This is a genomic window from Stenotrophomonas sp. ZAC14D2_NAIMI4_6 (assembly GCF_003086875.1).
Classification (GTDB): domain Bacteria; phylum Pseudomonadota; class Gammaproteobacteria; order Xanthomonadales; family Xanthomonadaceae; genus Stenotrophomonas.
This window is the reverse complement of record NZ_CP025996.1, coordinates 2,522,644-2,542,255: the sequence shown is the minus strand read 5'-3', so window position 1 is coordinate 2,542,255 and position 19,612 is coordinate 2,522,644. Positions and strand designations below refer to the sequence as shown.

The following is a 19,612-nucleotide window of genomic DNA, read 5'->3' as shown; positions in this document are numbered from 1 at the left end:
GAGTCAGGGAATGATGCAGGGCATGGTGATCGGGGATCTGCTGCACGGAACGCTGTTCGCCTCAGTGGGCGACTTCGTGTTCTTCAAGCTGATCCTGGAGTACCTGCGAGAGGAAATCGCGAACTTCGGCGAAGGCGTGCTCGGTCGCATGATGACCTGGGTGGGCTCGATCGCGCTGGTGCTGATGACGCTGTGGGTGCTGATCCAGGGCTTCCGCATCGTGACCGGGCGCAGCCGCGATTCGATGGCGGCGCTGGCCACCAACATGGCGCGCGCGGCGCTCATCGTGACGGTGGCCACGTCCATGGCGATGTTCGGCAAGGATCTGCAGTCCTTCCTGACCCAGGACGTCCAGGACGAGATCACCTACGTGGTGACCGGCAAGGATGACACGGCCGAAGAACTGATCGACCGCAACCTGGGCTACATGCAGTTGGCGCTGACGTCGGTGAGCGTGCTCGACGTTGCCGGCGACGTCACCCTGGACAGCGCGAAGACGCGTGCGATGTGGTTCATCGGCCTGGGCACGGGCGGTCCTGCGGTCACCGCCGGCGCCATGCTGCTGCTGTACCAGGTCGCGATGGCCATGTTCATCGGCTTCGGTCCACTGTTCATTCTGTGTCTGTTGTTCGAGCAGACCAAATCCTTGTTCCAACGCTGGTTGTTCTATGGCATCGGCACCATGTTCTCGATGGCGGTGCTGGCCGCCATGACAGGCATCGCCATGGAGATGGTGGCACGCGTTGCCGCCTCGTTCTGGGGCGCTGCCGCACTGGGCGCGCTGCTGAGCACGAACCTGACCGAAGGCATGAGCAGCATGGCGCTGCAGCAGGGTGGCATGGGCCTGATCCTGACGACGCTGATTCTGACTGCACCCCCAATGGCTGCGATGTTCTTCCAGGGTACGCTGGGTACCTTCATGGCATATTCGCAGATAGGCGGAAGTCCGGGTGCGGCTGCACCTGGCCCGCAGGGTCAGCCGCCGGGCTCGCATGGTGGTGGCGGTGGTGGTGGTGTATTCATTCCTCAAGCGCCGGTTGCCACCGGGACGCAGTACAAGGGTGGTGGCTCGGGGTCCCAGCTTGGGGGGTTCGCGGACTCAGCTCAGAGCACCGGCCAACGTGGCGCAGCAAATAACGAACGAGGTTGAGGTTTTACATGTCGATTCGCATCCTGCGTTTTGCCACCATTCCATTATTCTGTTTCGCGGCTTTCCTGGCCCATGCCGAGGGGGGGTGTCCTCCAGGTATGTATCCCATAGGAGGGCAGGGGGTTCAGGGCTGTGCGCCAATACCGGGAGCGCAGGGCGGGGGCGTGAGTGCCCCCTCAACAACGCCTATGCCGCCACGTCCACTCGGCGAGTGGATCAAGACCTGGGGTGCTTTGGCAAGGCCATCCAAGGGAAACATGGGGGGCGCTGTGGCCAACGAACTTACCGAGCCTGCTGCCAGGAGGAAGGCAGTAGAGAACTGCGAGCAGAACGGGGGGGGCGATTGTAAGGTTGATTTTGTCTACCAGAATCAGTGTGTCTCCGCTGTCTCCTCCCCAGAGTTGACTTCCAGTGGGACGAATTATGTCAGCGCTGCAACTGAGGACGAAGCGATCGAGGTCGCTCTGCAGGATTGCAAGAAGGCTGGCGGTAAACAGTGCCGGAGTATCTACTCGGCGTGTAGTGTTCCTTTTTTCAAGAAGTACTAGTGCTAGCTTCTGAGTTGGTCAGCTTTGCTTTGCAAAGACTCCACTGGCTTGTTGATTAAGCGAACGGAGCCTGTGGCAGTAGTACAGTTGGAAATAGGGTGCTTGCGCTGTCTGGCGCGTAACTACTTAGGCCTCGGGCGTGCACCTGCAAGTCCCACTTGTACGCTTCCTTTTCGTCGGATGGGGCTCCGGTGTCTTTGGTCGAATAGAGATCGTGGCCAAGTGTCGAGTGACATCAGCTGCCCATGCTTCCGCCAGGAGCCGCGCTTCCGAGGTTATGGACCTACAGGTAGACGCCGAGGCGGTGAAGTAAGCTGGTTGCGCAATGCGAGGTCACCAAACATTGCCGCAGTGAGTACATATTCATACGATTTGACAAGGTTTTTCGCGCGCGAACCGCGGGGTAGGTGCCAGAATGGTCAAACGGTGGGGAGCAAGCGTCGGAGGAGTGATGGTCTTGTGAATATTCGCTTTCTGCGCATCGCACTTTTGCCGCTGGTTTACTTGACCCTCTCCACTGCTCATGCCGAGGGGGGATGTCCTCCGGGCATGTATCCGATCGGCGGCCGAGGCGTCCAAGGCTGTGCTCCTATTCCTGGTGCTCAAGGCAGTGGCGCGGGCTCCTCGGTTTCTGCTCCAGCTCCTCCGCGCCCGACGGGCGAGTGGATCACGACTTGGGGCGCGCTCGCGGGGGCGGTCGAAGGAATGCAAGGTGGTGCGTCGGAGAGTGAACTCACCGAGCGCGCTGCGAGACGCAAGGCGATCGAGGACTGCGAGAAGCGCGCTGGTGGACGATGCCAGGTTGAATTTGTTTATCACCAACAGTGCGCGGCAGCAGTGGTGTCTGAGCTCGCATCGACCGGCACCAACTATGCCAGCGCCGCGACGGCAGATGAGGCGACAGAGGCCGCCATGCGTAATTGCAGAAAGGCCGGAGGCACGCAGTGCCGGTCTATTTACTCGGCGTGCGCTGTACCGTTCTTCAAGAAGTATTAGTCTCGTCCGATCTGCCGTCCAAACGCTCGGGTGCCTATGATTCGTCGGTTTCTCGTTGCCGTGCTGTTGATGGGTGCTGGGGGCAGCGGCACAACTGCTTATGCCGAGGGAAGGTGTCCGCCCGGTTCCTATCCGATCGGGGGGCAAGGCGTGCAGGGATGTGCTCCGATCCCGGGCGCCGGCGGTGGACAGAACGGTTCCACTATTCCGACACCTCCTCGGCCAACCGGGCGATGGCACGATGCATGGGGCGCGATTGCTCATTCCAAGTCGACGTCAGTAGTGGGAACTGCAAGCGCTGAGACTTCCCGCCGTTCTGCCGAGCGCACCGCGCTGGAGAAGTGCGCGGTTGAGGGGGCCAAAGATTGCACGGTGGTCATGGCGTACACGAACCAGTGTTTTGCCTGGGTCATCCCCAACGTTGGCGGGCCGGGGGCACAATCAGGTATGGCAAGGGCGGCGACGATGGAGTTGGCCAATGAGCTCGCCCAGAAGGAATGCAAGGATGGTGCTGGCGATGCCTGCAAGCCTTTCTACTCAGACTGTGCCGAACCCACGTTTGAGCGCTTCTGACTGGAATGGTGGCAGGTGTGGTTGCCTATCCAGGGTACATGTACATGGCAGGCGTGTGCTGCGCGCCGGAAGGGAGTTCGCATGATGTTCCATTCACGCACCAGCTACTTCGCGTGGCTGATCAAGCCAGCCACAGTGGTGCTGGTGCTGGTGCTGGCGCTGGTGTTGGCGTGGCCAGTCTTTGCTGAAGGCGGCTGCCCCTCGGGCTACTACCCCATCGGCGGCCAAGGTGTGCAAGGCTGTGCTCCAATTCCCGGCAGTCAGTCCGGTGGATCGCCGGCCCAAGGTGCCGTGGTCGCGACGCCCAGACCGTCGGGTGAGTGGTTGACGACCTGGGGTGCAGTTGCGCAGTCGCCTACTTCCGATCTTGTAGGGACGGCGGCGAACATGTCGAGTGAGCGTGCTGCGGAGTCTGAGGCCCTGCGCATTTGCGCATCCGAAGGCGCGAAAGACTGTAAGACGTCGCTGACCTATTACAACCAGTGCGTGGCATTCTCCGTGCCGAATTCTGGCAAAGGCAGGGGCTCGGTCAATACGGCCGTAGATCTGCCCACCGCCAAGAAGGATGCGCTGGACAGTTGCAGTGATACGGGTGGTGGGCGGTGCGTTATCTCTCACGCTGAATGTTCGGAGCCAGTGTTCAGGGAATTCTAGTGCTCACGTGCCCACGTGTTTTCTGGATGGTGTTACGTCTGCGCCATCGCAGTATCGGGGACGGCGAGATGGTGATTTCGCTTGCGCTTTGGGATGTGTGCTGCTGATGAGCGGCCTACGGATCTCTTCAATGGCCGTGGAGGTGGTTCAATGAAGCTGCTCGCCCGTACTGTCGTAATAGGCATTGCGATGCTTGGAACAAACGTGGTCTTCGCCGAGGGCGGATGTCCTCCGGGCATGTATCCCATCGGCGGCCAAGGCGTTCAAGGCTGCGCCCCCATTCCGGGCGCTCAAGGCGGCGGCCCCGGTTCCTCTGTTTCTGCACCGGCTCCTCCGCGTCCGACCGGCGAGTGGATCACGACCTGGGGGGCGCTCGCGGGCGCCGTCGAAGGAAAGCAGGGGGGGGGCTTCGGTTAGCGAGCTCACCGAGCGTGAAGCCAGGCGTAAGGCAGTTGAAGACTGTGAGAAACGAGCTGGCGGGCGGTGTAGGGTCGAATTTGTCTATCATCAACAGTGCGTGGCGGCAGTAGTGTCTGAGTTGGAATCAACCGGAACTATTTACGTCAGTGAGGCGACGGTAGAGGCGGCGACAGAATTGGCCTTGGAGGATTGCAGGAAAGCCGGCGGGAAGCAGTGCAGGTCGATCTATTCGGCGTGTACAGTTCCGTACTTCAAGAAGTACTAGCCGCAGTTCGTAGTCCGGCCACTTTCTGCTGTTCTTCACTGAGGCGGTGGAGTGCGTTGTTCAGCCGTGCGCCGCATGTTTCATGGGGTTTTAGACGGCGCAGTCGATTCACCCCGGTTCGGTTTGACGTGCGTCCCAATCGATCAGCTTCTCGATGGCCGTGCTGGCCGCTATGACAAGCATCGCGATGGAAATGGTTGCCCGCGTTCGGGACACAGTGCAGGAGTGGTGGCTCGGGGTCCCGGCTTGGTGGGTTCGCGGAACCAGCTCAGAGCACCGGCCAACGTGGGGCAGCAAATAACGAACGAGGTTGAGGTTTCATATGTCGATTCGCATTGTGCGTTTTGCCACCATTCCAGTGTTCTGTTTCGCGGCTTTCCTGGCCTATGCCGAGGGAGGATGTCCTGCTGGCATGTATCCCATCGGCGGCCAGGGGGTGCAGGGCTGTGCGCCGATTCCAGGTGCGAGTGGCTCGACCTCTCAGCAGCTTCCGGCCCTTCCGCCGCGGCCGACTGGGCAATGGCATAAGACATGGGGCGCCATGGCCATCGGCAGAGGTGGGGATACCGGCGTTTCGAAGGGCAGAGATTCGAAACGAGAAGCCGAGGAGGTGGCGCTTGCGCAGTGTGCAACCTGGGGAGCGGATGACTGCAAAGTCATGCTTGCCTACGAAAATCAATGCGCTGCAATAGCCACCCCCAAGGCGTCAAGCACCGGCTCATCCTTTTCAGGGGGTCCAACCGTGGAGAGTGCCTCGGAAACTGCAATGAAGTCCTGCAGGGAAGAGGGAGGCATGCAGTGTGAGATCGTCTATTCTGACTGTAGCGAACCGCGGTTCGAGAGATTCTGACAGGGACGCCTGGTATGGGGCGGCTTGGGGCGCAGGCGCATTGGCTCCGGGCGGTTCGCGCCACGCTGATGCAGCCAGGACAAGGGAGTAGTGATCTTGTGAACGTTTGTTTTCTACGAGTTGCACTGTTGCCGCTGCTTTATCTCGCCATTTCCGTCGCATACGCGGAAGGTGGATGCACCGCCGGCATGTACCCGATTGGTGGGCAGGGCGTTCAAGGCTGCGCCCCCATTCCTGGCGCGCAAGGCGCCGGAGCCAGCGGAACCTCACCCGCGCCCCTGCCGCCCCGCCTGCTGGGAGAATGGATCGAGACCTGGGGGGGCGCTCGCCGGTTCAATCGAAGGAGAGGAAGGCGGTGCTTCGGTAAGTGAGTTGACGGAGGCAGCGGCCCGCGAAAAATCGATAGCGAACTGTGAGCGCCAAGGTGGAGGGCGCTGCAAGGTCGTTTTCGTCTACCAGAACCAATGCGTCTCGGCAGTGACTTCCGAGCTCGCTTCAACTGGCACAAAGTATGTGACTGCAGCGAGCGAGGAAATCGCGACGAAGCTAGCTGTTCAAGATTGCGAAAAAGCCGGTGGCAAGCAGTGCAGGTCCATCTATTCCGCTTGCACCGTTCCTTTCTTCAAGAAGTACTGACGAGCGCCAGTGGTCATCCGCCGCGTTTTGCTCCATGGCGGAAACGAGTGAGATTGAGGTGTGCCATGGTCATTCGCATCATCCCCGTTGCCCTGTTGCTCCTGACGGCTTTCGCTGTCACACCCGCCTACGCTGAAGGCGGCTGTCCGCCGGGTATGTATCCCATTGGCGGGCAGGGCGTCCAAGGCTGCGCGCCGATTCCCGGGGCCCAAGCAGGGGCTGGAGGTGGGGCGTCGTCCACGCCCCTGCCGCCGCGTCCTACCGGCGAGTGGATCAAGACCTGGGGCGCGCTGGCCGGCGCAGTTGACGGTACCGCAGGCGGTGCGTCGGTGAACCAGCTTACTGAGGATGCGGCGCGTCTGAAGGCTGTTGAGAACTGTGAGCGCCAAGGTGGTGGGCGCTGCAAAGTTGACTTCGTCTACCAGAACCAATGCGTGTCCGCAGTGAACTCTGAACTGGTCTCTACCGGTACCAAGTACGCCAGCGCAGGGTCGGTGGAGTCAGCGACCAGACTCGCGGTCCAGGCATGCACAGCGGCCGGCGGAAAGGAGTGCAGGTCCATCTACTCTGCTTGTGCAGTTCCATTTTTCAGGGAGTACTAGTGCCATGCGCGCACGTTTCTTTTTCGCATTGCTGCTGGGTGGCATGGCCGTGACGGGGACCGCCCATGCCGAGGGCGGCTGCCCATCCGGCATGTATCCCATCGGCGGCCAGGGCGTGCAGGGCTGTGCGCCGATTCCAGGGGCGTCAGCAGGGCAGGGCGGTGCAAGTCCGCCCGCGCCGCCGCGCCCCACTGGGCGCTGGCACGATGCCTGGGGCGCAATTGCGCACTCCAGATCAACGTCGCTGGTTGGCACTGCAACCGCGGAGACGTCGCGTCTCTCTGCGGAGCGGACTGCGCTGAAGAAGTGCGCTGTCGAGGGCGCAGACGACTGCACGGTGGTGATGACCTATTCCAATCAGTGTTTTGCCTGGGTGGTCCCGGGTGTGGTTGGACCGGGTACCCAGTCCGGCATGGCACAGGCGCCGACCTTGGAAGAGGCCACAGCGCTTGCCCAGAAGGAATGCAGGGACGGTGCTGGCGATGCCTGCAAGCCTTTCTATTCAGACTGTGCCGAACCGACATTCGAGCGCTTCTGAGCGCGTTTGCAGAAGGGCATGCCGATGCCCGGGCACGGGGCCGTGCGGTGCGGTGGCAAATGAAAGGAGTAACAAGGTCATGAATATCCACGTTCTGCGCATCGGGCTGTTGCTGTTGCTGCATCTGGCCGCCTTCGCCGTCCATGCCGAGGGCGGCTGCCCATCAGGTATGTATCCCATCGGCGGCCAGGGGGTGCAGGGCTGTGCGCCGATTCCCGGGGCCTCCGGCGGTGCCGGGCCGGCCGCAAGCGCTGCGCCGGCGCGTCCCTTGGGGGAATGGCTGACACGTTGGGGGGCTGTGGTGGAATCGCCGTCCTCCAATCTCGTTGGCACTTCGGCAAACGAATCCAGCGAGGAGCGCGCGGTGGCTGTGGCCACCCGGAAGTGCGCCGCGGAGGGAGCGCAGGGCTGCAAGCCTACGGTGACTTACTACAACCAGTGCGTTGCCTTTGCTGTCCCGTCTTCCGGCAAGGGCCAAGGGTCGCTTGATACTGCGGCGGACACGGAGACCGTGGCACAGAACGCAATCGGAAACTGCAAGGACACCGGTGGCGGCAGGTGCCACGTTGTGTATGCGGAGTGCTCGCTTCCTGAATTCAGCAGATTCTGAACCGCGGGCGTGGGTAACGAAAATCCGCTCGGCGACTGCGAACCACGCAGGGGGCCGGCGCCATTCGTAGCAGGGTGAATCAATGAAAAGCATCGCCGCGCGCGTTTTCGCTGTGTTCGTCGGTTTGTCAGGTGTGGGCGCAGCCTATGCCGAGGGCGGCTGCCCATCGGGCATGTACCCCATCGGTGGCCAGGGCGTGCAGGGTTGTGCGCCCATGGGGGGCGCAGCAGGTTCCACGTCACAGCAGATGGCCTCGCCACCGCCCCGGCCTTCGGGCGAGTGGATCCGTACGTGGGGCGGAGTGGCGGTGTCTGAGACCACATCGGACGCAGGCGTGTCCACGGGGCAGCTGACCAAGAAGGATGCCGAGCGCGATGCCATGGCCAAGTGCGCGAACAGCGGTGCTCGCGACTGCAAGGTTAGCGTCACCTACTTCAATCAATGCATGTCCTGGGTCGTGCCCAGTGGTCGCACAGGTAATGGCAGGTCCGGTATCGGCACCGGCCCGACGCTGGAGCGTGCGGCCGAACTGGCACAGGGGATCTGCCAGAACGACATGCCCGGCGCGTGTGCGCTTGTGTATGAGAACTGCACCGAGCAGATCTTCAGACCGTACTGACGGTGTCGCCTACAGCGCACCCGCTTCGCGAAAGTCACACTTTTTTTGTGACTGAAACCGCTCTTTCAGCGCTTACCCCTTCGACGTAACGAATGCCCTCGCGGTAAGCTCGCTTTGCGTCAGAAACATGACGCGTCGGTGCACTGCATGCAGGAGCTTTCCCGTCCATGAGGACTCTGTCTGTCCCGTCCCAGGGTGACGCTCGCCACCATCGCCGCGGCGACGGTGCCGGGGCTATGATCCGTTTCGACGGACAGCCCGGTGCAGGTGGACCTGGCGTCCGTGCCCGCGGAGCGGGTGGGCACCGGCGGCATGACATTGAAGGAGTGGGAGGGGATGGAGAACCGGAGTGGCGCGCACATGGACAATGCCCTGGCATTCGTTCCGTCTGGCGCGAACCTGCTGGAAGCCGTCAGGGGCGTGTGCAACGGCGACGGTGTGCAGTATCAGCTGCTGGTGATCGACCAGCCCGCGCCGGAAGGCCTGGTGGCCGGCCAGCACGGTCCCAACCGGGTATTGCTGTTGCTGCGCGGTGACGGCGGCGGCCGCTGGCAGCTGGCCGCGCGCAACGACAAGCTGGTGCCGTGTTCGACCCGGGGTGGCCTGGCCGGCGACCCTTTTGCGTATGCAATGGTTGAGGAAGACACGTTCAGCGTGATCACCAACGGCGGCAGCCGGCAGCGCTGGAGCAGCACCTACACGTTCCGCTATGCCTCGGCGGAGCGGGACTGCTGGGTCGATACCGTGCGCCGCAAGGTGGTGGACATCGAAACCGAGGCGACCAACATCCGCGAATTCTCGGCGGCCGAAATCGGCCGGGTGCGATTCGAGGATTTCGATCCGGCCAGCGTCGCAGAGGTGACGCTTCCATGAGCCAGGCTTCAACCGGCGGGACGGACCCCGCGCTGATGACTACCCAGGAGTGGCACCGTGTCGAGGGATAGGGAGTCGCAACTGCTGCGGCAGGCGACTGCGGCAGGCATCGATTCGCCACGCGAACTGGCCAATTTCATGGCCCAGGCGGGGCACGAGTCGCGCGGCCTGTCGCGTCTGAACGAGAGCTTCAACTACACCCGGGGCATCTCGCAGATTCCGGTGGAAGCGGCGTGGCGCAACGGCAACGACGCACTGGAGTCGGCGCGCCAGGAGGCCCTGCGTGGGCGCCCGCAGGCGCTGGCCGAGCTGATGTACGGCGGCCGGCTGGGCAACGATGCGCCAGGCGATGCGCTGACCTACCACGGGCGCGGCTATCTGCCGCTGACCGGTAAGGACGCTTACGCGCGCGCCGGCCAGGCGCTGGATCTGGATCTGTTGAACCACCCCGAGCTGGCCGCGCAGCCCGAACACGCTGGTCGCATCGCGGTCTGGCAGTGGCAGCAGCACGTACCGGAGCAGGCGCGCGAGGACGTGCGCGAGGCAACCTATGCCATCAATGGTGCGATGAACGGGGTGGAGGATCGGCTGCGCCGCTTCGACGGCTGGCAGCAGAAGCTGACCCCCGACGTGATGGAGCGCCTGGGGCGTGGCGAGGTGGGCGAACGCGCCGCGGTGGCGCGTGACATGACCGATCCCAGCCACGCAGGCCATGGCCTGTTCCTGGGTGCGCGCAACGGGTTGCAGCAGCTTGGGCCGGGCAGTGGCCTGCGTACGCCGCAGGAACTGGACAATGCCGCTGCGGCCCTGGCCGCAGGCGCGCACAAGGCCGGGTTGCAGCAGATTGACCACGTGGTCGCTGGCGCGGACGGGCGCATGCTGTTTGCGGTGCAGGGCAACATGGGCGACCCCGCCATGCAGCGCTGTGCGGTGGAGCGCGCGCAGGCCGCCCAGCAACCGCTGGAAGAAAGCAGCCGGCAACTGGCGACCGATGCCACTGCACGGCAGGAACAGTCGGCTTCGATCAACCGCGAGCAGGAACAGCAGCGCTCGCGATCGCTGTAAGCGCGGTCCGCCTGGGCACAGGCGTGGGATCGCATGGGTTGGGTGCCTGCGGGCGCCTTCATGGAACTTCCTTGTAGGGACACAACATGCAGAATCGTGAATCACCCGCGCGGCGTGCTGCCGCGCATCGCCCGCGCTGCGGCGTGCGCCTGGCGCCGTTGTGGGCGCTGTCGCTGGCACTGACCGCCACGCTGGCCCAGGCACAGGACGCGCCTGCTGCTGCGGAGGTCGCTGCACCTGAAGTCGCACCGGCAGTGGCGGCTGAGGCCGCACCGGCTCCGGCGCCCGTGGCCGAGGCGGCACAGGCACCGGCGCATGCCCCGGCTGCCGAACCGGCAGCGGAACCTGCGGCAGCGGTAGCGCCGGCCGCACCCGTGGCGGCCGAAGCTGCGCCCGCACCCGCACCGACTGTCGCACCGGCGGAAACGCCTGCCGCGCCGGTAGCCGAGGCGCCGGCCGCTGCCGTGGCTCCGCCGGCACCCGCCGCGCCACCCGCACCGCCGGCACTGGCCGTAGTGCCGCTGCTGCCGGACCAGGCCACCGAACGCCAGCTCGGCGCGCGTTGCCCGGTCGACCTGGCCGGGCGCCTGGCGCCGCAGGGCGATCTGATGATCGGCGCCTGCCAGGGCACGCTGCCCGCGCATCTGGCCGCATTGCTGGTGGCCGTGCCGGAACAGGACATCCTGCTGCCGCGCGCCTGGCGCGAACGCGAGGTGCGCCAGCGCGTGTGGTTCAAGGCCGTTGCTGGCTTCGGCGAGCGGCCGGATTTCATCGCCCGCCTGGGCGATATCTGGGTGCGTTCGTTCGAAGGCGCCGATCCGGCGATCACCACCTATCTGGTGCAGGCGCCGTTCGAGTGCGCCGACCGGGCGTTGCCGACCGATGCCCGCCCCGATCCGGTGCGCGTGCCGGCCGGTGCCTGCCAGCAGGCCTACGTCAGCCAGCGTGTGTACCAGATGGGGGCTGATGGCGTGGCCCAGGACGTCACCGCCAAGGTGATGCCGTCGGCACCGTCGATCACCGAGGCCGACCGCGCCCGCCAGCAGGCGCGCGAAGGCCGGGTGCTGCTCGACCACAGCAAGCTGCAGTACGGTCCGGCGCTGCGCTGGTACGTGCAGTATCCGGAATCGCCGCAGAAGACCGGCCCGCACGCATTCAGCGACTGGAATCGCGAACACCTGGCCTTCGTGGTCTGGAACGGGCAGAACTTCGAACTGCGCGAGCGCGTGGCGCGCAGGCAGTGGCCGTGTGATCCGGTCGCGCCCGGCGATCGCGCCTGCGGTGGCTTCCCGGATTCAGGCCCGGATGTCTACGTGACGGCCGACAACGCGGCCGGCGACAGCACCGCGGCAATCTCCAGCCCGTAACGGCGCCATTGCGTGCTGCACCAACGGGAGCCGGCAGGTCCGGCTCCCGTTTGCGCAAGCCGTCGCCCGTCAGGAGGGCAGGGCGCGTGCCTGGCTCTGCACCAGCTCCTGCTGCGGGTCGCGTTCCTGGCTCTGGCGCTGCGCGGTCTGCTGCTCGATGCGCTGGGTGCTCTGTTCCAGCGGCGTGTGGGTGGCCACTGCGGTATCCACCGATACCCGCAGATGGCCGGGATCACCACTCTGGCCCTGCACCGCAAAACTGCGCGCGGCATCGCCGCTCATCACCACCTCGTCGATGCGCTGGCCGCCGGCGGCGTGCATTTCCGCTGCCAGTGAACCTGCCAACTGCGTGCTCATCGCATCGGGCGTGCGCCCGGCACGTGCGTCCAGGGCGTGTACGCCGCGCAGGGCATCGTTGAACAGTGGATTGCCGGCATGGTCACGTTCGGTAATGCCCGGCAACGGCGCCACCGGGGCCTCCCGCCGTGCCGGTTCGCCCGGCTGTAGCGGGCCGCGGCTGTGGTCGTAGATGTCGTACAGGTTGCCGGTGATGCCACGCGCGCCAATGGTGATGCCGCGGCGCACGCGCTCCACCTCGTTGCGGTACTCGCCGATCATCCGGCTGTTGTCGCGGGCCAGCTCCTGCGTGCCCGCGGTGTTCAGTACTGAATCGTCGCCGAGGAAGTTGCTGAGCTTGTGCGAGCCCAGCGATGAGGCGGCCGCGCCCAGCGCACTGTCCGGAATGAGCGCGCGGAAGCGGCTGTTGCTGAAGCCCCAGCTGCCCAGCGTGTCGATTTCCTTCTGCGTGGCGTACATGCGCACGTCACCGAAGTGCTGCGAGGCCGCGCTGACCGGGTCGGCCGCCATTACGTGGTTGAGCACGTTGTGGCCGCCTTCGGGAATGCGGTAGGTCAGGCTGACCGCGCCGTAGGCGTTGAAGGTTTCGCCCTTCAGATCGAAGTGATGGGCCGAAATCTGCGCCAGCGTGCCGCCCAGCGAATGCCCGGTCACGCTTACTTCCGGGGTCTGGCCCAGGTCGCGGCCTTCCTTCTGCGCGTAGGCCAGGGCGTGGCGGGTCAGTTCCAGTGCGTCGTTGGCCTGCAGGTTGCGCCGGGCCAGCACCATGCCGCCGTCGGTCAGGATGCCGTCGCGGCCGATCTGTTCGGTGCCACGGTGGGCGACCACGATCTCGTGGGTATCCACGCGCTGATAGATGGTGCCCTGGTAGCCGTTGAGGCGGTTGTTGGCGTGTTCCAGCACGCGGTAGGCGTTGCCATTGAGGATGACCGGCTGTTCCTGTGCTGGATCGTGGCGGCCGACCCGTTCGTCGCGGTAGGCATCGCTGGCCAGCGCGGCGTAGTCCTGGCTGGTCACGGTCATGGGCTGACCTCGTGCGCGCTCAGGGTGGCCGAGAACAGTGCATCACGCAGTTCGGCGCGGAAGCGGTTCGGGTCCTGCTGGCCGCTGGCGCCGTAGTCGGGCATGTCATCCACGCGCGGGTAGTCGCCGCGCGGGTAGTGGCGGGTTTCGGTGCGCCCACCCATGAACGGATCGGCGCCGAGGAAGGACAGGAAGCGGGTTTCGCCGTCGGCGCCGGTGGCCTTGAGCATGGCGCCGGCACCGCTGAACGACCAGGTGCAGACGCCGCGGCCGTAGTAGTCCTCGTCCAGCATGCGGTCCAGGTACACCGTGCCGCGATACTCGTTGTCGGCCACCTTGCGCAGGGTCACCGGCTCCTGGCTGGTGATGCGCGCGGGGGTGCCGGTTTCCGGCTCGATGTAGCCGCATTGGTCTTCGTTGGTGACGTCGTACTGGGCCACGCCTTCGACCACCGCGAAATCGCCGGGTGGGTTGGCCAGCCGCAGGACCAGTTCATAGGCCTTGCGGGGGGCGGGGTTGAGCTTTGCCAGGCCGCGCCCTCCCTGGGCGACGTTGGCGGCGGCGGAATCAAACTCCTGTGACATGAGAGCCTCCGGGCTGCAGGCGATCAGCAGCGACAGAACAACGCAGGGAAATGTGCGGCCGCGCATCCTCAGGCCGCCGGTGGGGCGGGGCAGGGACGGTGCGGCAACACGGCAGGCAGCGTCTGCAGATGTACAGCCGTGCGCGCGAACGCCAACGCAATGTGCACGGCAGGTCTCCTTTCCTTGGGGACGGGAGTTTTGATTATGGGAGGCCATGACGACACGCTGCCACCGCTTGCGGCCTGGTTCCGTCATGAATTTGACGCAAGCAGCCCAGCCGGTGCCGTGGAAATGCCTGTTTGCACAAGGGCTTGCGCATGCTGCAGCACGCTGGAACCCGCTGTGGACGGGTGTCTCAATTCGTGAGGTGGGTCAACAATTCACATGGAGTGTGCAGGCCCGCCAACGTTGCGGTTGCGTGAATCCGCACGCCGCGCCATCGTGTGCGCGCTTCCCTGGAGTCCCTGAAATGCCTTTCATCCGCCCCGAACAACCGGCCGACGTGGCCGCCATTCACGCCCTGACCGAGGCCGCCTTCCGCCAGGCCGAGCACAGCAGCCATACCGAGCAGTTCATCGTGGATGCACTGCGGGCGCGCGGCGAACTGACGGTGTCGCTGGTTGCCGAGCAGGACGGTGAGGTGGTCGGCCATGTGGCGGTGTCGCCAGTTGCGGTGAGCGACGGCAGTATCGGCTGGTTTGGCCTGGGGCCCATTTCCGTGCTGCCGGCCCGGCAGGAGCAGGGTGTGGGCGCGGCGTTGATGCAGGCCGCGATCGATGCACTGCGTAGCCAGCAGGCGCACGGCTGCGTGCTGCTGGGCGAGCCGGCCTACTACGGTCGGTTTGGTTTCCGCGCCGAACCGGGGCTGATCCTGCCGGGGGTGCCTGCGGAGTATTTCCAGGCCCTGTGCCTGCAGCCGCCGATGGCGCAGGGCGAGGTGCGCTATTCGCCGGCGTTCGAGGCGACTGCGCCGTTGTGATGGGGCCAGATCCGTTTTCCGACGCAGCGCAGCTCTGCCCCCGGCGTCAAGGCGCCTGCCACGGGCGCGGTTCCGGCGCCGGCGGCGGAATGCGGTAACCACCGATGTGCGTCAGCAGTTCATTGGTGCGGCGTTGTTCGGCCAGCAGTTCACGCATCAGGCTGCGCACGCCGAAGATCGCGAACGGCACCAGGATCCACACCACGCTCATGACGGTGGCGAAGATGAAGAACAGAATCTGACCCCCCATTGCGGGCACTCCTTCCTTGGGAAAACGTCGAATCTAGCATTGTGAGCGGCCGGCCACCCGGCCTGCACGCGCCCGGGGCGTACAATGCCGGCCGTCCGGCGTGGCCGGGTCTTCACTGCGAGAACCACCATGAGCGATTCCCTGGGCGTGCCCGTGCACGATGCTGACGAACACTGGATGCGCCACGCGCTGGCGCTGGCCGAGCGCGCGCAGCACGTGTTCGATGAGATTCCGGTGGGCGCGGTGCTGGTGGGCGCCGACGGCCAGGTGCTGGGCGAGGGCTGGAACCTCAACATCGCCAGCCACGACCCCAGCGCGCATGCCGAAATCGTCGCCATGCGCGAGGGCGGTCGGGTGCTGGCCAACCACCGCCTGGTGGGCAGCACCCTGTACGTGACGCTGGAGCCGTGTGCCATGTGCGCCATGGCCATCGTACATGCGCGTGTGTCGCGCCTGGTCTATGGCGCCAGCGACCCGAAGACCGGCGCCTGCGGCAGCGTGTTCAACCTGCTGGGCGATGCGCGACACAACCACCGGGTGGAGATCCATGGCGGCGTGCTGGCCAAGGAGGCCAGCCTGCGCCTGACCAACTACTTCCGCGCCAAGCGTGGCAAGCCACCGCTGCTGCTGGAAAACCACGCCGACGAGGCCTGAGCAGCGAAAGGGTATGATGGTCGCCCCTTTCCTATTCCTGCGGCGGGCCACGTGCCAGCCCGGCAACGAGACGACACGATGGCCGACAACGGCGCGAGCAACGAGCGACTGATCTGGATCGACCTGGAAATGACCGGGTTGGATACCGACAACGATTCGATCATCGAGATCGCCACGGTCGTGACCGACGCGCAGTTGAACGTGCTGGCCGAAGGCCCGGAATTCGCCATTCACCACCCGCTGGAAACGCTGGAGGCGATGGACGAATGGAACCGCAACCAGCACCGCCGTTCCGGGCTGTGGCAGCGCGTGCTGGACAGCACCACCACGTTGGGCCAGGCCGAAGCGCAGACCATCAACTTCCTGGCGCAGTGGATTCCGGCCGGCGCTTCACCGATGAGTGGCAACTCCATCTGCCAGGATCGCCGCTTCCTGCACCGGCAGATGCCGCGGCTGGAAAAGTATTTCCACTACCGCAACCTGGACGTATCCACGGTGAAGGAACTGGCCAAGCGCTGGGCCCCGAGCGTGGCCGCGGGCCTGACCAAGAACAGCAGCCACACCGCGCTGAGCGATGTGCATGATTCCATCGCCGAACTGCGCCATTACCGCCAGTTCATGGGTGAGCTGTCGGGCCTGCCGGTCGCCTGAGCAGGGTCGGATCCCTTTCCAGCGGAAAGGGCTCTGACCCCAGTAACGCCGGGCCACCTGCCCGCGACGATCCGTTCAACTTCCCAGCGCTATGATCGGCCTCATGAACGAGCCGATCCTGCTGCCGCGCGATATCGCCCACGATGCCCAGGACTGGGGCGACCTGCAGCGGGCGGTCGCCCTGCTGGAGGCGCCTACGATCACCGCGCGCATGGCCAACCTGGTGGGCACGCCGCTGGAGTTCGCGGTGAAGGCGCTGCCGACTGCGGTGTCCGGTCGCATCCACGGCGCCGTGCAGGCCGCCTTGTCCAAGTCCGCGCAGGCGGCGTTGTGGAGCATGGGCAACACGCCCGGGAAATCCGCGTCCACCCGCTGGCACAAGCTGGCCGCAGCCACGTCCGGCGCGGTGGGCGGTGCGTTCGGCTTCGCCGCGCTGTTCATTGAACTGCCGGTATCGACAACGATCATGATGCGCGCGGTGGCCGATGTCGCCCGCAGCGAAGGCTTCGACCTGTCGCAGTTCAGCACGCGCCAGGCCTGCCTGGAGGTGTTCGCACTGGGCGGCAATTCGCCGCGTGATGATGCCAGCGAAACCGGCTATTACCTGGCGCGCGGCTTCACCACCGATGTGATGCGGCATCTGTCGGCCGAACTGGCTGGGCGCGTGGTGACCGGGCGCGACCTGACCCTGGGCGTGGCACCGAAGGAGGCCGGCAAGCTGCTGGCCAAGCTGGTGGAGAAAGTGGCGGCCCGCTTCGGCGTGGTGGTGACTGAAAAATTCGCCGCGCAGGCGGTGCCGATTGTCGGCGCCGCGGCGGGTGCAACGCTCAATACGATGTTCACCGACTACTACCAGGACATGGCGCGTGGCCATTTCATCGTGCGCCGGCTGGAGCTGAAGTACGGCGAGGACGTGGTGCGCGCGTGCTACGACCGCATTGCCCATGGCGGGGCGTTGATCGAACCAACGCTGTAACCGCGCATCGTAGAGGGTAGAGTCGACCGTTGGTCGACTGCTTTTGGCCGACCCGTCATGAACGCCCGCGCTGCGCGCGATAGTCGACCAACGGTCGACTCTACCGCGGGGGCGGCCTTCATCCTTGCCTTCACGGCACAACTGTTTTGCCAGACTGCGTCTGTTGCGTGCCCCGGCCGATCCCCATCCTTGTGGGCAGTCCCCCGCACGAGATGCCGCCATGTTGTTCACCCCCTATCGCCTGGGCCCGCTGCGCCTGCCCAACCGTATCGTGATGCCGCCGATGACCCGCTCGCGGGCGGCGGCCGGCAATGTCGCCACTGCGCAGATGGCGCAGTACTACGCGCAGCGTGCCAGCGCGGGGCTGATCGTGAGCGAAGGCACGCAGATCAGCCCGCAGGGCCAGGGCTATGCGTGGACGCCGGGCATCCACAGCGCCGAACAGGTGCAGGGCTGGCGGCAGGTGACCGATGCGGTGCACGCCGCCGGTGGCCGCATCTACGCGCAGCTGTGGCATGTGGGCCGCGTTTCGCACGTGGCCCTGCAGCCCAATGGCGCCGCGCCGGTGTCTTCGTCGGCGCTGCTGGCCGAGGGCGTGAAGGTGTTCGTGGACCCGACCGGTGCCGGCCCGGACGCCGGGGTGGGCGAGATGCTGCAGCACTCGATGCCGCGCGCGCTGGCCGAGGACGAGATTCCCGGCATCATCGCCGATTACGCCCACGCCACCCGCAATGCGCTCGCCGCCGGCTTCGATGGCGTGGAGCTGCACGGCGCCAACGGCTACCTGATCAACCAGTTCATCGATTCGCAGGCCAACCAGCGCACCGATGGCTACGGTGGTGCGCTGCAGAACCGCCTGCGCTTCCTGCGCGAGGTGGTGCATGCGGTGGTGGCGGTGGCCGGTGGTGATCGCGTGGGCGTGCGACTGGCGCCGCTGACCACCCTGCAGGGTGCGGTGGATGACACGCCGCAGGCGACCTATCTGGCTGCCGCGCATCTGCTGGGCCAGCTTGGCGTGGGCTACGTGCACATTGCCGAGGCCGACTGGGAAGACGCACCGGAGATGCCGGTGGCGTTCAAGCAGGCGCTGCGGATGGTGTACCCGGGCACGCTGATCTATGCCGGCAAGTACAGTGCCGAGCGCGCCGAGCAGGCGCTGGCCGAGGGCTGGGCCGATCTGATCGGGTTCGGCAGGCCGTTCATTGCCAACCCGGATCTGCCCGAGCGGCTGCGTACCGGGGCGGCGTTGAACGCACCGGACCGCGCGACCTACTTCGGTGGCGGAGCGGCGGGCTACACCGATTACCCGGTGCTGGGCGAGGCTGTCGAGGCCTGATGCTGGCAGAGGTGCCGACCAACGGTCGGCACTCACCGGCATCGGTAGCGCCGGGCCATGCCCGGCGGGAACCTGGAAATCAGGGCTTGTCGCGCACCAGCGCGTCGGCTTCCAGCACGCCGCCGTCCTTGCCGTGCAGGTACAGGTGCATGTCCTGCTGCGGGTAGGGAATATTGATGCCGGCCTTGTCGTAGCCCAGCTTGATCTGCTCCAGCAGCGTGACCTTGGTGCCGAAGTGGTCGGCCGACTTCACGTAGCAGCGGATGCCCAGGTTGATGGCATGCGCGCCCAGTTCGTACACCACCACGTCCGGTTCGGGCGTGGCCAGCACGCGAGGGTCGGCCTTCATCAGCGCCAATGCAGTGTCGCGCGCCTGCTGGATGTTGTCCTCGTAGCCGATGCCCACCACCAGCTCCACACGGCGGGTGGGTTCGGCGGTCAGGTTGATGATCGGCGCGGCGGTGATCAGCGTGTTGGGAATGGTGGTGTGCTGGTTGTCGGCGCCGGTGATGACGGTCTGGAAGATGCGCACTTCGCGCACGGTACCGGTCTGCCCGGCCACGGTAACCACGTCACCCACGCGGAACGGGCGCAGGGTCACCAGCATCACCCCGGAGGCGATGTTGGACAGCGAGTCCTTCAATGCCAGGCCGACGGCCAGGCCGGCGGTGCCGAGCACGGCCAGCAGCGGGGTGATCTGCACCCCCAGCGTGCCGATGGCCAGGATCACCACGATCACCAGCGAGGCGGCGTAGACCACGTTGCGCAGGAAGCTGCCCAGCATCGGGTCCACGCCCATGCGCGCGGTGGCGCGCGGCATCGCGTTGGACAGGCGACGGGCCAGCCACATGCCGATCAACAGCACCACGATGGCGGCCAGCAGCGGCACCCCATACGTTTCCAGCAGGCGCTCCCAGTCCAGCGAGTGGAACCAGGAAGCGGTGGCGGGGGCGGACGGGGCAGTGGCAGTCATGGGGGCTCCTTGGCAGGGACGGCATCGGCGTGCGCGCACGCCAGAAACAACAAACCCCGCAGT

21 protein-coding genes are annotated in these 19,612 nt (G+C 65.4%); 17 read left to right on the top strand and 4 right to left on the bottom strand.

All coding sequences use genetic code 11. The features are described 5' to 3' along the window. The first annotated feature begins 10 nt into the window (after positions 1-10). From C1933_RS11695 to C1933_RS11625, 12 genes are all read left to right on the top strand, one after another. Positions 11-1,150 (top strand): type IV secretion system protein, encoded by a 1,140-nt coding sequence (locus tag C1933_RS11695; protein WP_234414726.1) that lies wholly within the window; start codon positions 11-13, stop codon positions 1,148-1,150. Positions 1,151-1,878: 728 nt separating this feature from the next. Further along, positions 1,879-2,694 carry a DUF4189 domain-containing protein gene (locus C1933_RS20480; RefSeq protein WP_108753399.1) on the top strand — a complete coding sequence of 272 codons (816 nt, stop codon included), beginning with the start codon at positions 1,879-1,881 and terminating at the stop codon, positions 2,692-2,694. A gap of 36 nt (positions 2,695-2,730) precedes the next feature. After that, a complete protein-coding gene (locus C1933_RS11680) occupies positions 2,731-3,267 on the top strand; it encodes a DUF4189 domain-containing protein (RefSeq protein WP_325051499.1) in 537 nt (178 codons plus the stop codon). An 81-nt stretch (positions 3,268-3,348) separates the two neighbouring features. Beyond that, positions 3,349-3,921, top strand: coding sequence for a DUF4189 domain-containing protein (locus tag C1933_RS11675; RefSeq protein WP_108753398.1), 573 nt, complete (start codon positions 3,349-3,351; stop codon positions 3,919-3,921). A 1,007-nt stretch (positions 3,922-4,928) separates the two neighbouring features. Further along, entirely contained in the window at positions 4,929-5,456 is a 528-nt protein-coding gene (locus C1933_RS20475) for a DUF4189 domain-containing protein (RefSeq protein ID WP_108753396.1), read from the top strand. 464 nt (positions 5,457-5,920) lie between these two features. Next, the gene (locus tag C1933_RS20470; protein ID WP_325051498.1) at positions 5,921-6,694 is read left to right on the top strand and encodes a DUF4189 domain-containing protein; all 774 of its coding nucleotides are present in this window, start codon (positions 5,921-5,923) and stop codon (positions 6,692-6,694) included. A 4-nt stretch (positions 6,695-6,698) separates the two neighbouring features. Beyond that, entirely contained in the window at positions 6,699-7,232 is a 534-nt protein-coding gene (locus C1933_RS11650) for a DUF4189 domain-containing protein (protein WP_234414516.1), read from the top strand. Between the two features lie 79 nt (positions 7,233-7,311). Further along, positions 7,312-7,842, top strand: coding sequence for a DUF4189 domain-containing protein (locus C1933_RS11645; protein ID WP_159093984.1), 531 nt, complete (start codon positions 7,312-7,314; stop codon positions 7,840-7,842). Between the two features lie 82 nt (positions 7,843-7,924). Further along, positions 7,925-8,461: a DUF4189 domain-containing protein gene (locus C1933_RS11640; RefSeq protein ID WP_108753393.1), complete on the top strand. Its 537-nt coding sequence runs from the start codon at positions 7,925-7,927 to the stop codon at positions 8,459-8,461. Between the two features lie 336 nt (positions 8,462-8,797). Then, the gene (locus C1933_RS11635; protein ID WP_108749931.1) at positions 8,798-9,334 is read left to right on the top strand and encodes a hypothetical protein; all 537 of its coding nucleotides are present in this window, start codon (positions 8,798-8,800) and stop codon (positions 9,332-9,334) included. A gap of 57 nt (positions 9,335-9,391) precedes the next feature. After that, positions 9,392-10,399, top strand: coding sequence for an XVIPCD domain-containing protein (locus tag C1933_RS11630; protein WP_108753392.1), 1,008 nt, complete (start codon positions 9,392-9,394; stop codon positions 10,397-10,399). Between the two features lie 86 nt (positions 10,400-10,485). Beyond that, complete coding sequence (locus tag C1933_RS11625; RefSeq protein ID WP_267896383.1) at positions 10,486-11,766, top strand: hypothetical protein; 1,281 nt, start codon at positions 10,486-10,488, stop codon at positions 11,764-11,766. Positions 11,767-11,835: 69 nt separating this feature from the next. Here C1933_RS11625 and C1933_RS11620 read toward each other — a convergent pair whose 3' ends face one another. Then, positions 11,836-13,146, bottom strand: coding sequence for an XVIPCD domain-containing protein (locus C1933_RS11620; protein WP_108753391.1), 1,311 nt, complete (start codon positions 13,144-13,146; stop codon positions 11,836-11,838). Beyond that, entirely contained in the window at positions 13,143-13,796 is a 654-nt protein-coding gene (locus C1933_RS11615; protein ID WP_108753390.1) for a hypothetical protein, read from the bottom strand. The genes C1933_RS11620 and C1933_RS11615 overlap by 4 nt, the downstream gene beginning before the upstream one ends. 403 nt (positions 13,797-14,199) lie before the next feature. Between C1933_RS11615 and C1933_RS11610 the strand changes: the two genes are divergently transcribed. Beyond that, positions 14,200-14,709, top strand: a complete 510-nt coding sequence (locus C1933_RS11610) for an N-acetyltransferase (protein ID WP_108753389.1) — start codon at positions 14,200-14,202, stop codon at positions 14,707-14,709. A gap of 46 nt (positions 14,710-14,755) precedes the next feature. Here the strand turns inward: C1933_RS11610 and C1933_RS11605 are convergent, their stop codons facing one another. Beyond that, positions 14,756-14,959, bottom strand: a complete 204-nt coding sequence (locus C1933_RS11605; protein WP_108749926.1) for a hypothetical protein — start codon at positions 14,957-14,959, stop codon at positions 14,756-14,758. A 129-nt stretch (positions 14,960-15,088) separates the two neighbouring features. Here C1933_RS11605 and tadA point away from each other — a divergent pair, with 129 nt between their 5' ends. The 4 genes from tadA to C1933_RS11585 all read left to right on the top strand — a co-directional run bounded on the left by tadA (position 15,089) and on the right by C1933_RS11585 (position 18,576). Then, complete coding sequence (gene tadA, locus C1933_RS11600; RefSeq protein WP_108753388.1) at positions 15,089-15,613, top strand: tRNA adenosine(34) deaminase TadA; 525 nt, start codon at positions 15,089-15,091, stop codon at positions 15,611-15,613. A 78-nt stretch (positions 15,614-15,691) separates the two neighbouring features. Next, positions 15,692-16,264, top strand: a complete 573-nt coding sequence (gene orn, locus C1933_RS11595; protein ID WP_108753387.1) for an oligoribonuclease — start codon at positions 15,692-15,694, stop codon at positions 16,262-16,264. Between the two features lie 103 nt (positions 16,265-16,367). Then, positions 16,368-17,240 carry an EcsC family protein gene (locus C1933_RS11590; RefSeq protein ID WP_108754824.1) on the top strand — a complete coding sequence of 291 codons (873 nt, stop codon included), beginning with the start codon at positions 16,368-16,370 and terminating at the stop codon, positions 17,238-17,240. 220 nt (positions 17,241-17,460) lie between these two features. Then, positions 17,461-18,576, top strand: coding sequence for an alkene reductase (locus tag C1933_RS11585; RefSeq protein WP_108753386.1), 1,116 nt, complete (start codon positions 17,461-17,463; stop codon positions 18,574-18,576). 79 nt (positions 18,577-18,655) lie between these two features. Here C1933_RS11585 and C1933_RS11580 read toward each other — a convergent pair whose 3' ends face one another. After that, complete coding sequence (locus tag C1933_RS11580) at positions 18,656-19,549, bottom strand: mechanosensitive ion channel domain-containing protein (RefSeq protein ID WP_108753385.1); 894 nt, start codon at positions 19,547-19,549, stop codon at positions 18,656-18,658. Positions 19,550-19,612: the final 63 nt, after the last annotated feature.

Coding starts and splice junctions, on each gene's coding strand:
- C1933_RS11635 (WP_108749931.1), top strand. CDS start 8,798: ATGGAGAACCGGAGTGGCGCGCACATGGACAATGCCCTGGCATTCGTT.
- C1933_RS11680 (WP_325051499.1), top strand. CDS start 2,731: ATGATTCGTCGGTTTCTCGTTGCCGTGCTGTTGATGGGTGCTGGGGGC.
- C1933_RS11650 (WP_234414516.1), top strand. CDS start 6,699: ATGCGCGCACGTTTCTTTTTCGCATTGCTGCTGGGTGGCATGGCCGTG.
- C1933_RS20475 (WP_108753396.1), top strand. CDS start 4,929: ATGTCGATTCGCATTGTGCGTTTTGCCACCATTCCAGTGTTCTGTTTC.
- C1933_RS11675 (WP_108753398.1), top strand. CDS start 3,349: ATGATGTTCCATTCACGCACCAGCTACTTCGCGTGGCTGATCAAGCCA.
- C1933_RS11580 (WP_108753385.1), bottom strand. CDS start 19,549: ATGACTGCCACTGCCCCGTCCGCCCCCGCCACCGCTTCCTGGTTCCAC.
- tadA (WP_108753388.1), top strand. CDS start 15,089: ATGAGCGATTCCCTGGGCGTGCCCGTGCACGATGCTGACGAACACTGG.
- C1933_RS11645 (WP_159093984.1), top strand. CDS start 7,312: ATGAATATCCACGTTCTGCGCATCGGGCTGTTGCTGTTGCTGCATCTG.
- C1933_RS11585 (WP_108753386.1), top strand. CDS start 17,461: ATGTTGTTCACCCCCTATCGCCTGGGCCCGCTGCGCCTGCCCAACCGT.
- orn (WP_108753387.1), top strand. CDS start 15,692: ATGGCCGACAACGGCGCGAGCAACGAGCGACTGATCTGGATCGACCTG.
- C1933_RS11590 (WP_108754824.1), top strand. CDS start 16,368: ATGAACGAGCCGATCCTGCTGCCGCGCGATATCGCCCACGATGCCCAG.
- C1933_RS11640 (WP_108753393.1), top strand. CDS start 7,925: ATGAAAAGCATCGCCGCGCGCGTTTTCGCTGTGTTCGTCGGTTTGTCA.
- C1933_RS11610 (WP_108753389.1), top strand. CDS start 14,200: ATGCCTTTCATCCGCCCCGAACAACCGGCCGACGTGGCCGCCATTCAC.
- C1933_RS11695 (WP_234414726.1), top strand. CDS start 11: ATGATGCAGGGCATGGTGATCGGGGATCTGCTGCACGGAACGCTGTTC.
- C1933_RS11620 (WP_108753391.1), bottom strand. CDS start 13,146: ATGACCGTGACCAGCCAGGACTACGCCGCGCTGGCCAGCGATGCCTAC.
- C1933_RS11605 (WP_108749926.1), bottom strand. CDS start 14,959: ATGGGGGGTCAGATTCTGTTCTTCATCTTCGCCACCGTCATGAGCGTG.
- C1933_RS11625 (WP_267896383.1), top strand. CDS start 10,486: ATGCAGAATCGTGAATCACCCGCGCGGCGTGCTGCCGCGCATCGCCCG.
- C1933_RS20470 (WP_325051498.1), top strand. CDS start 5,921: ATGCGTCTCGGCAGTGACTTCCGAGCTCGCTTCAACTGGCACAAAGTA.
- C1933_RS20480 (WP_108753399.1), top strand. CDS start 1,879: ATGGGGCTCCGGTGTCTTTGGTCGAATAGAGATCGTGGCCAAGTGTCG.
- C1933_RS11615 (WP_108753390.1), bottom strand. CDS start 13,796: ATGCGCGGCCGCACATTTCCCTGCGTTGTTCTGTCGCTGCTGATCGCC.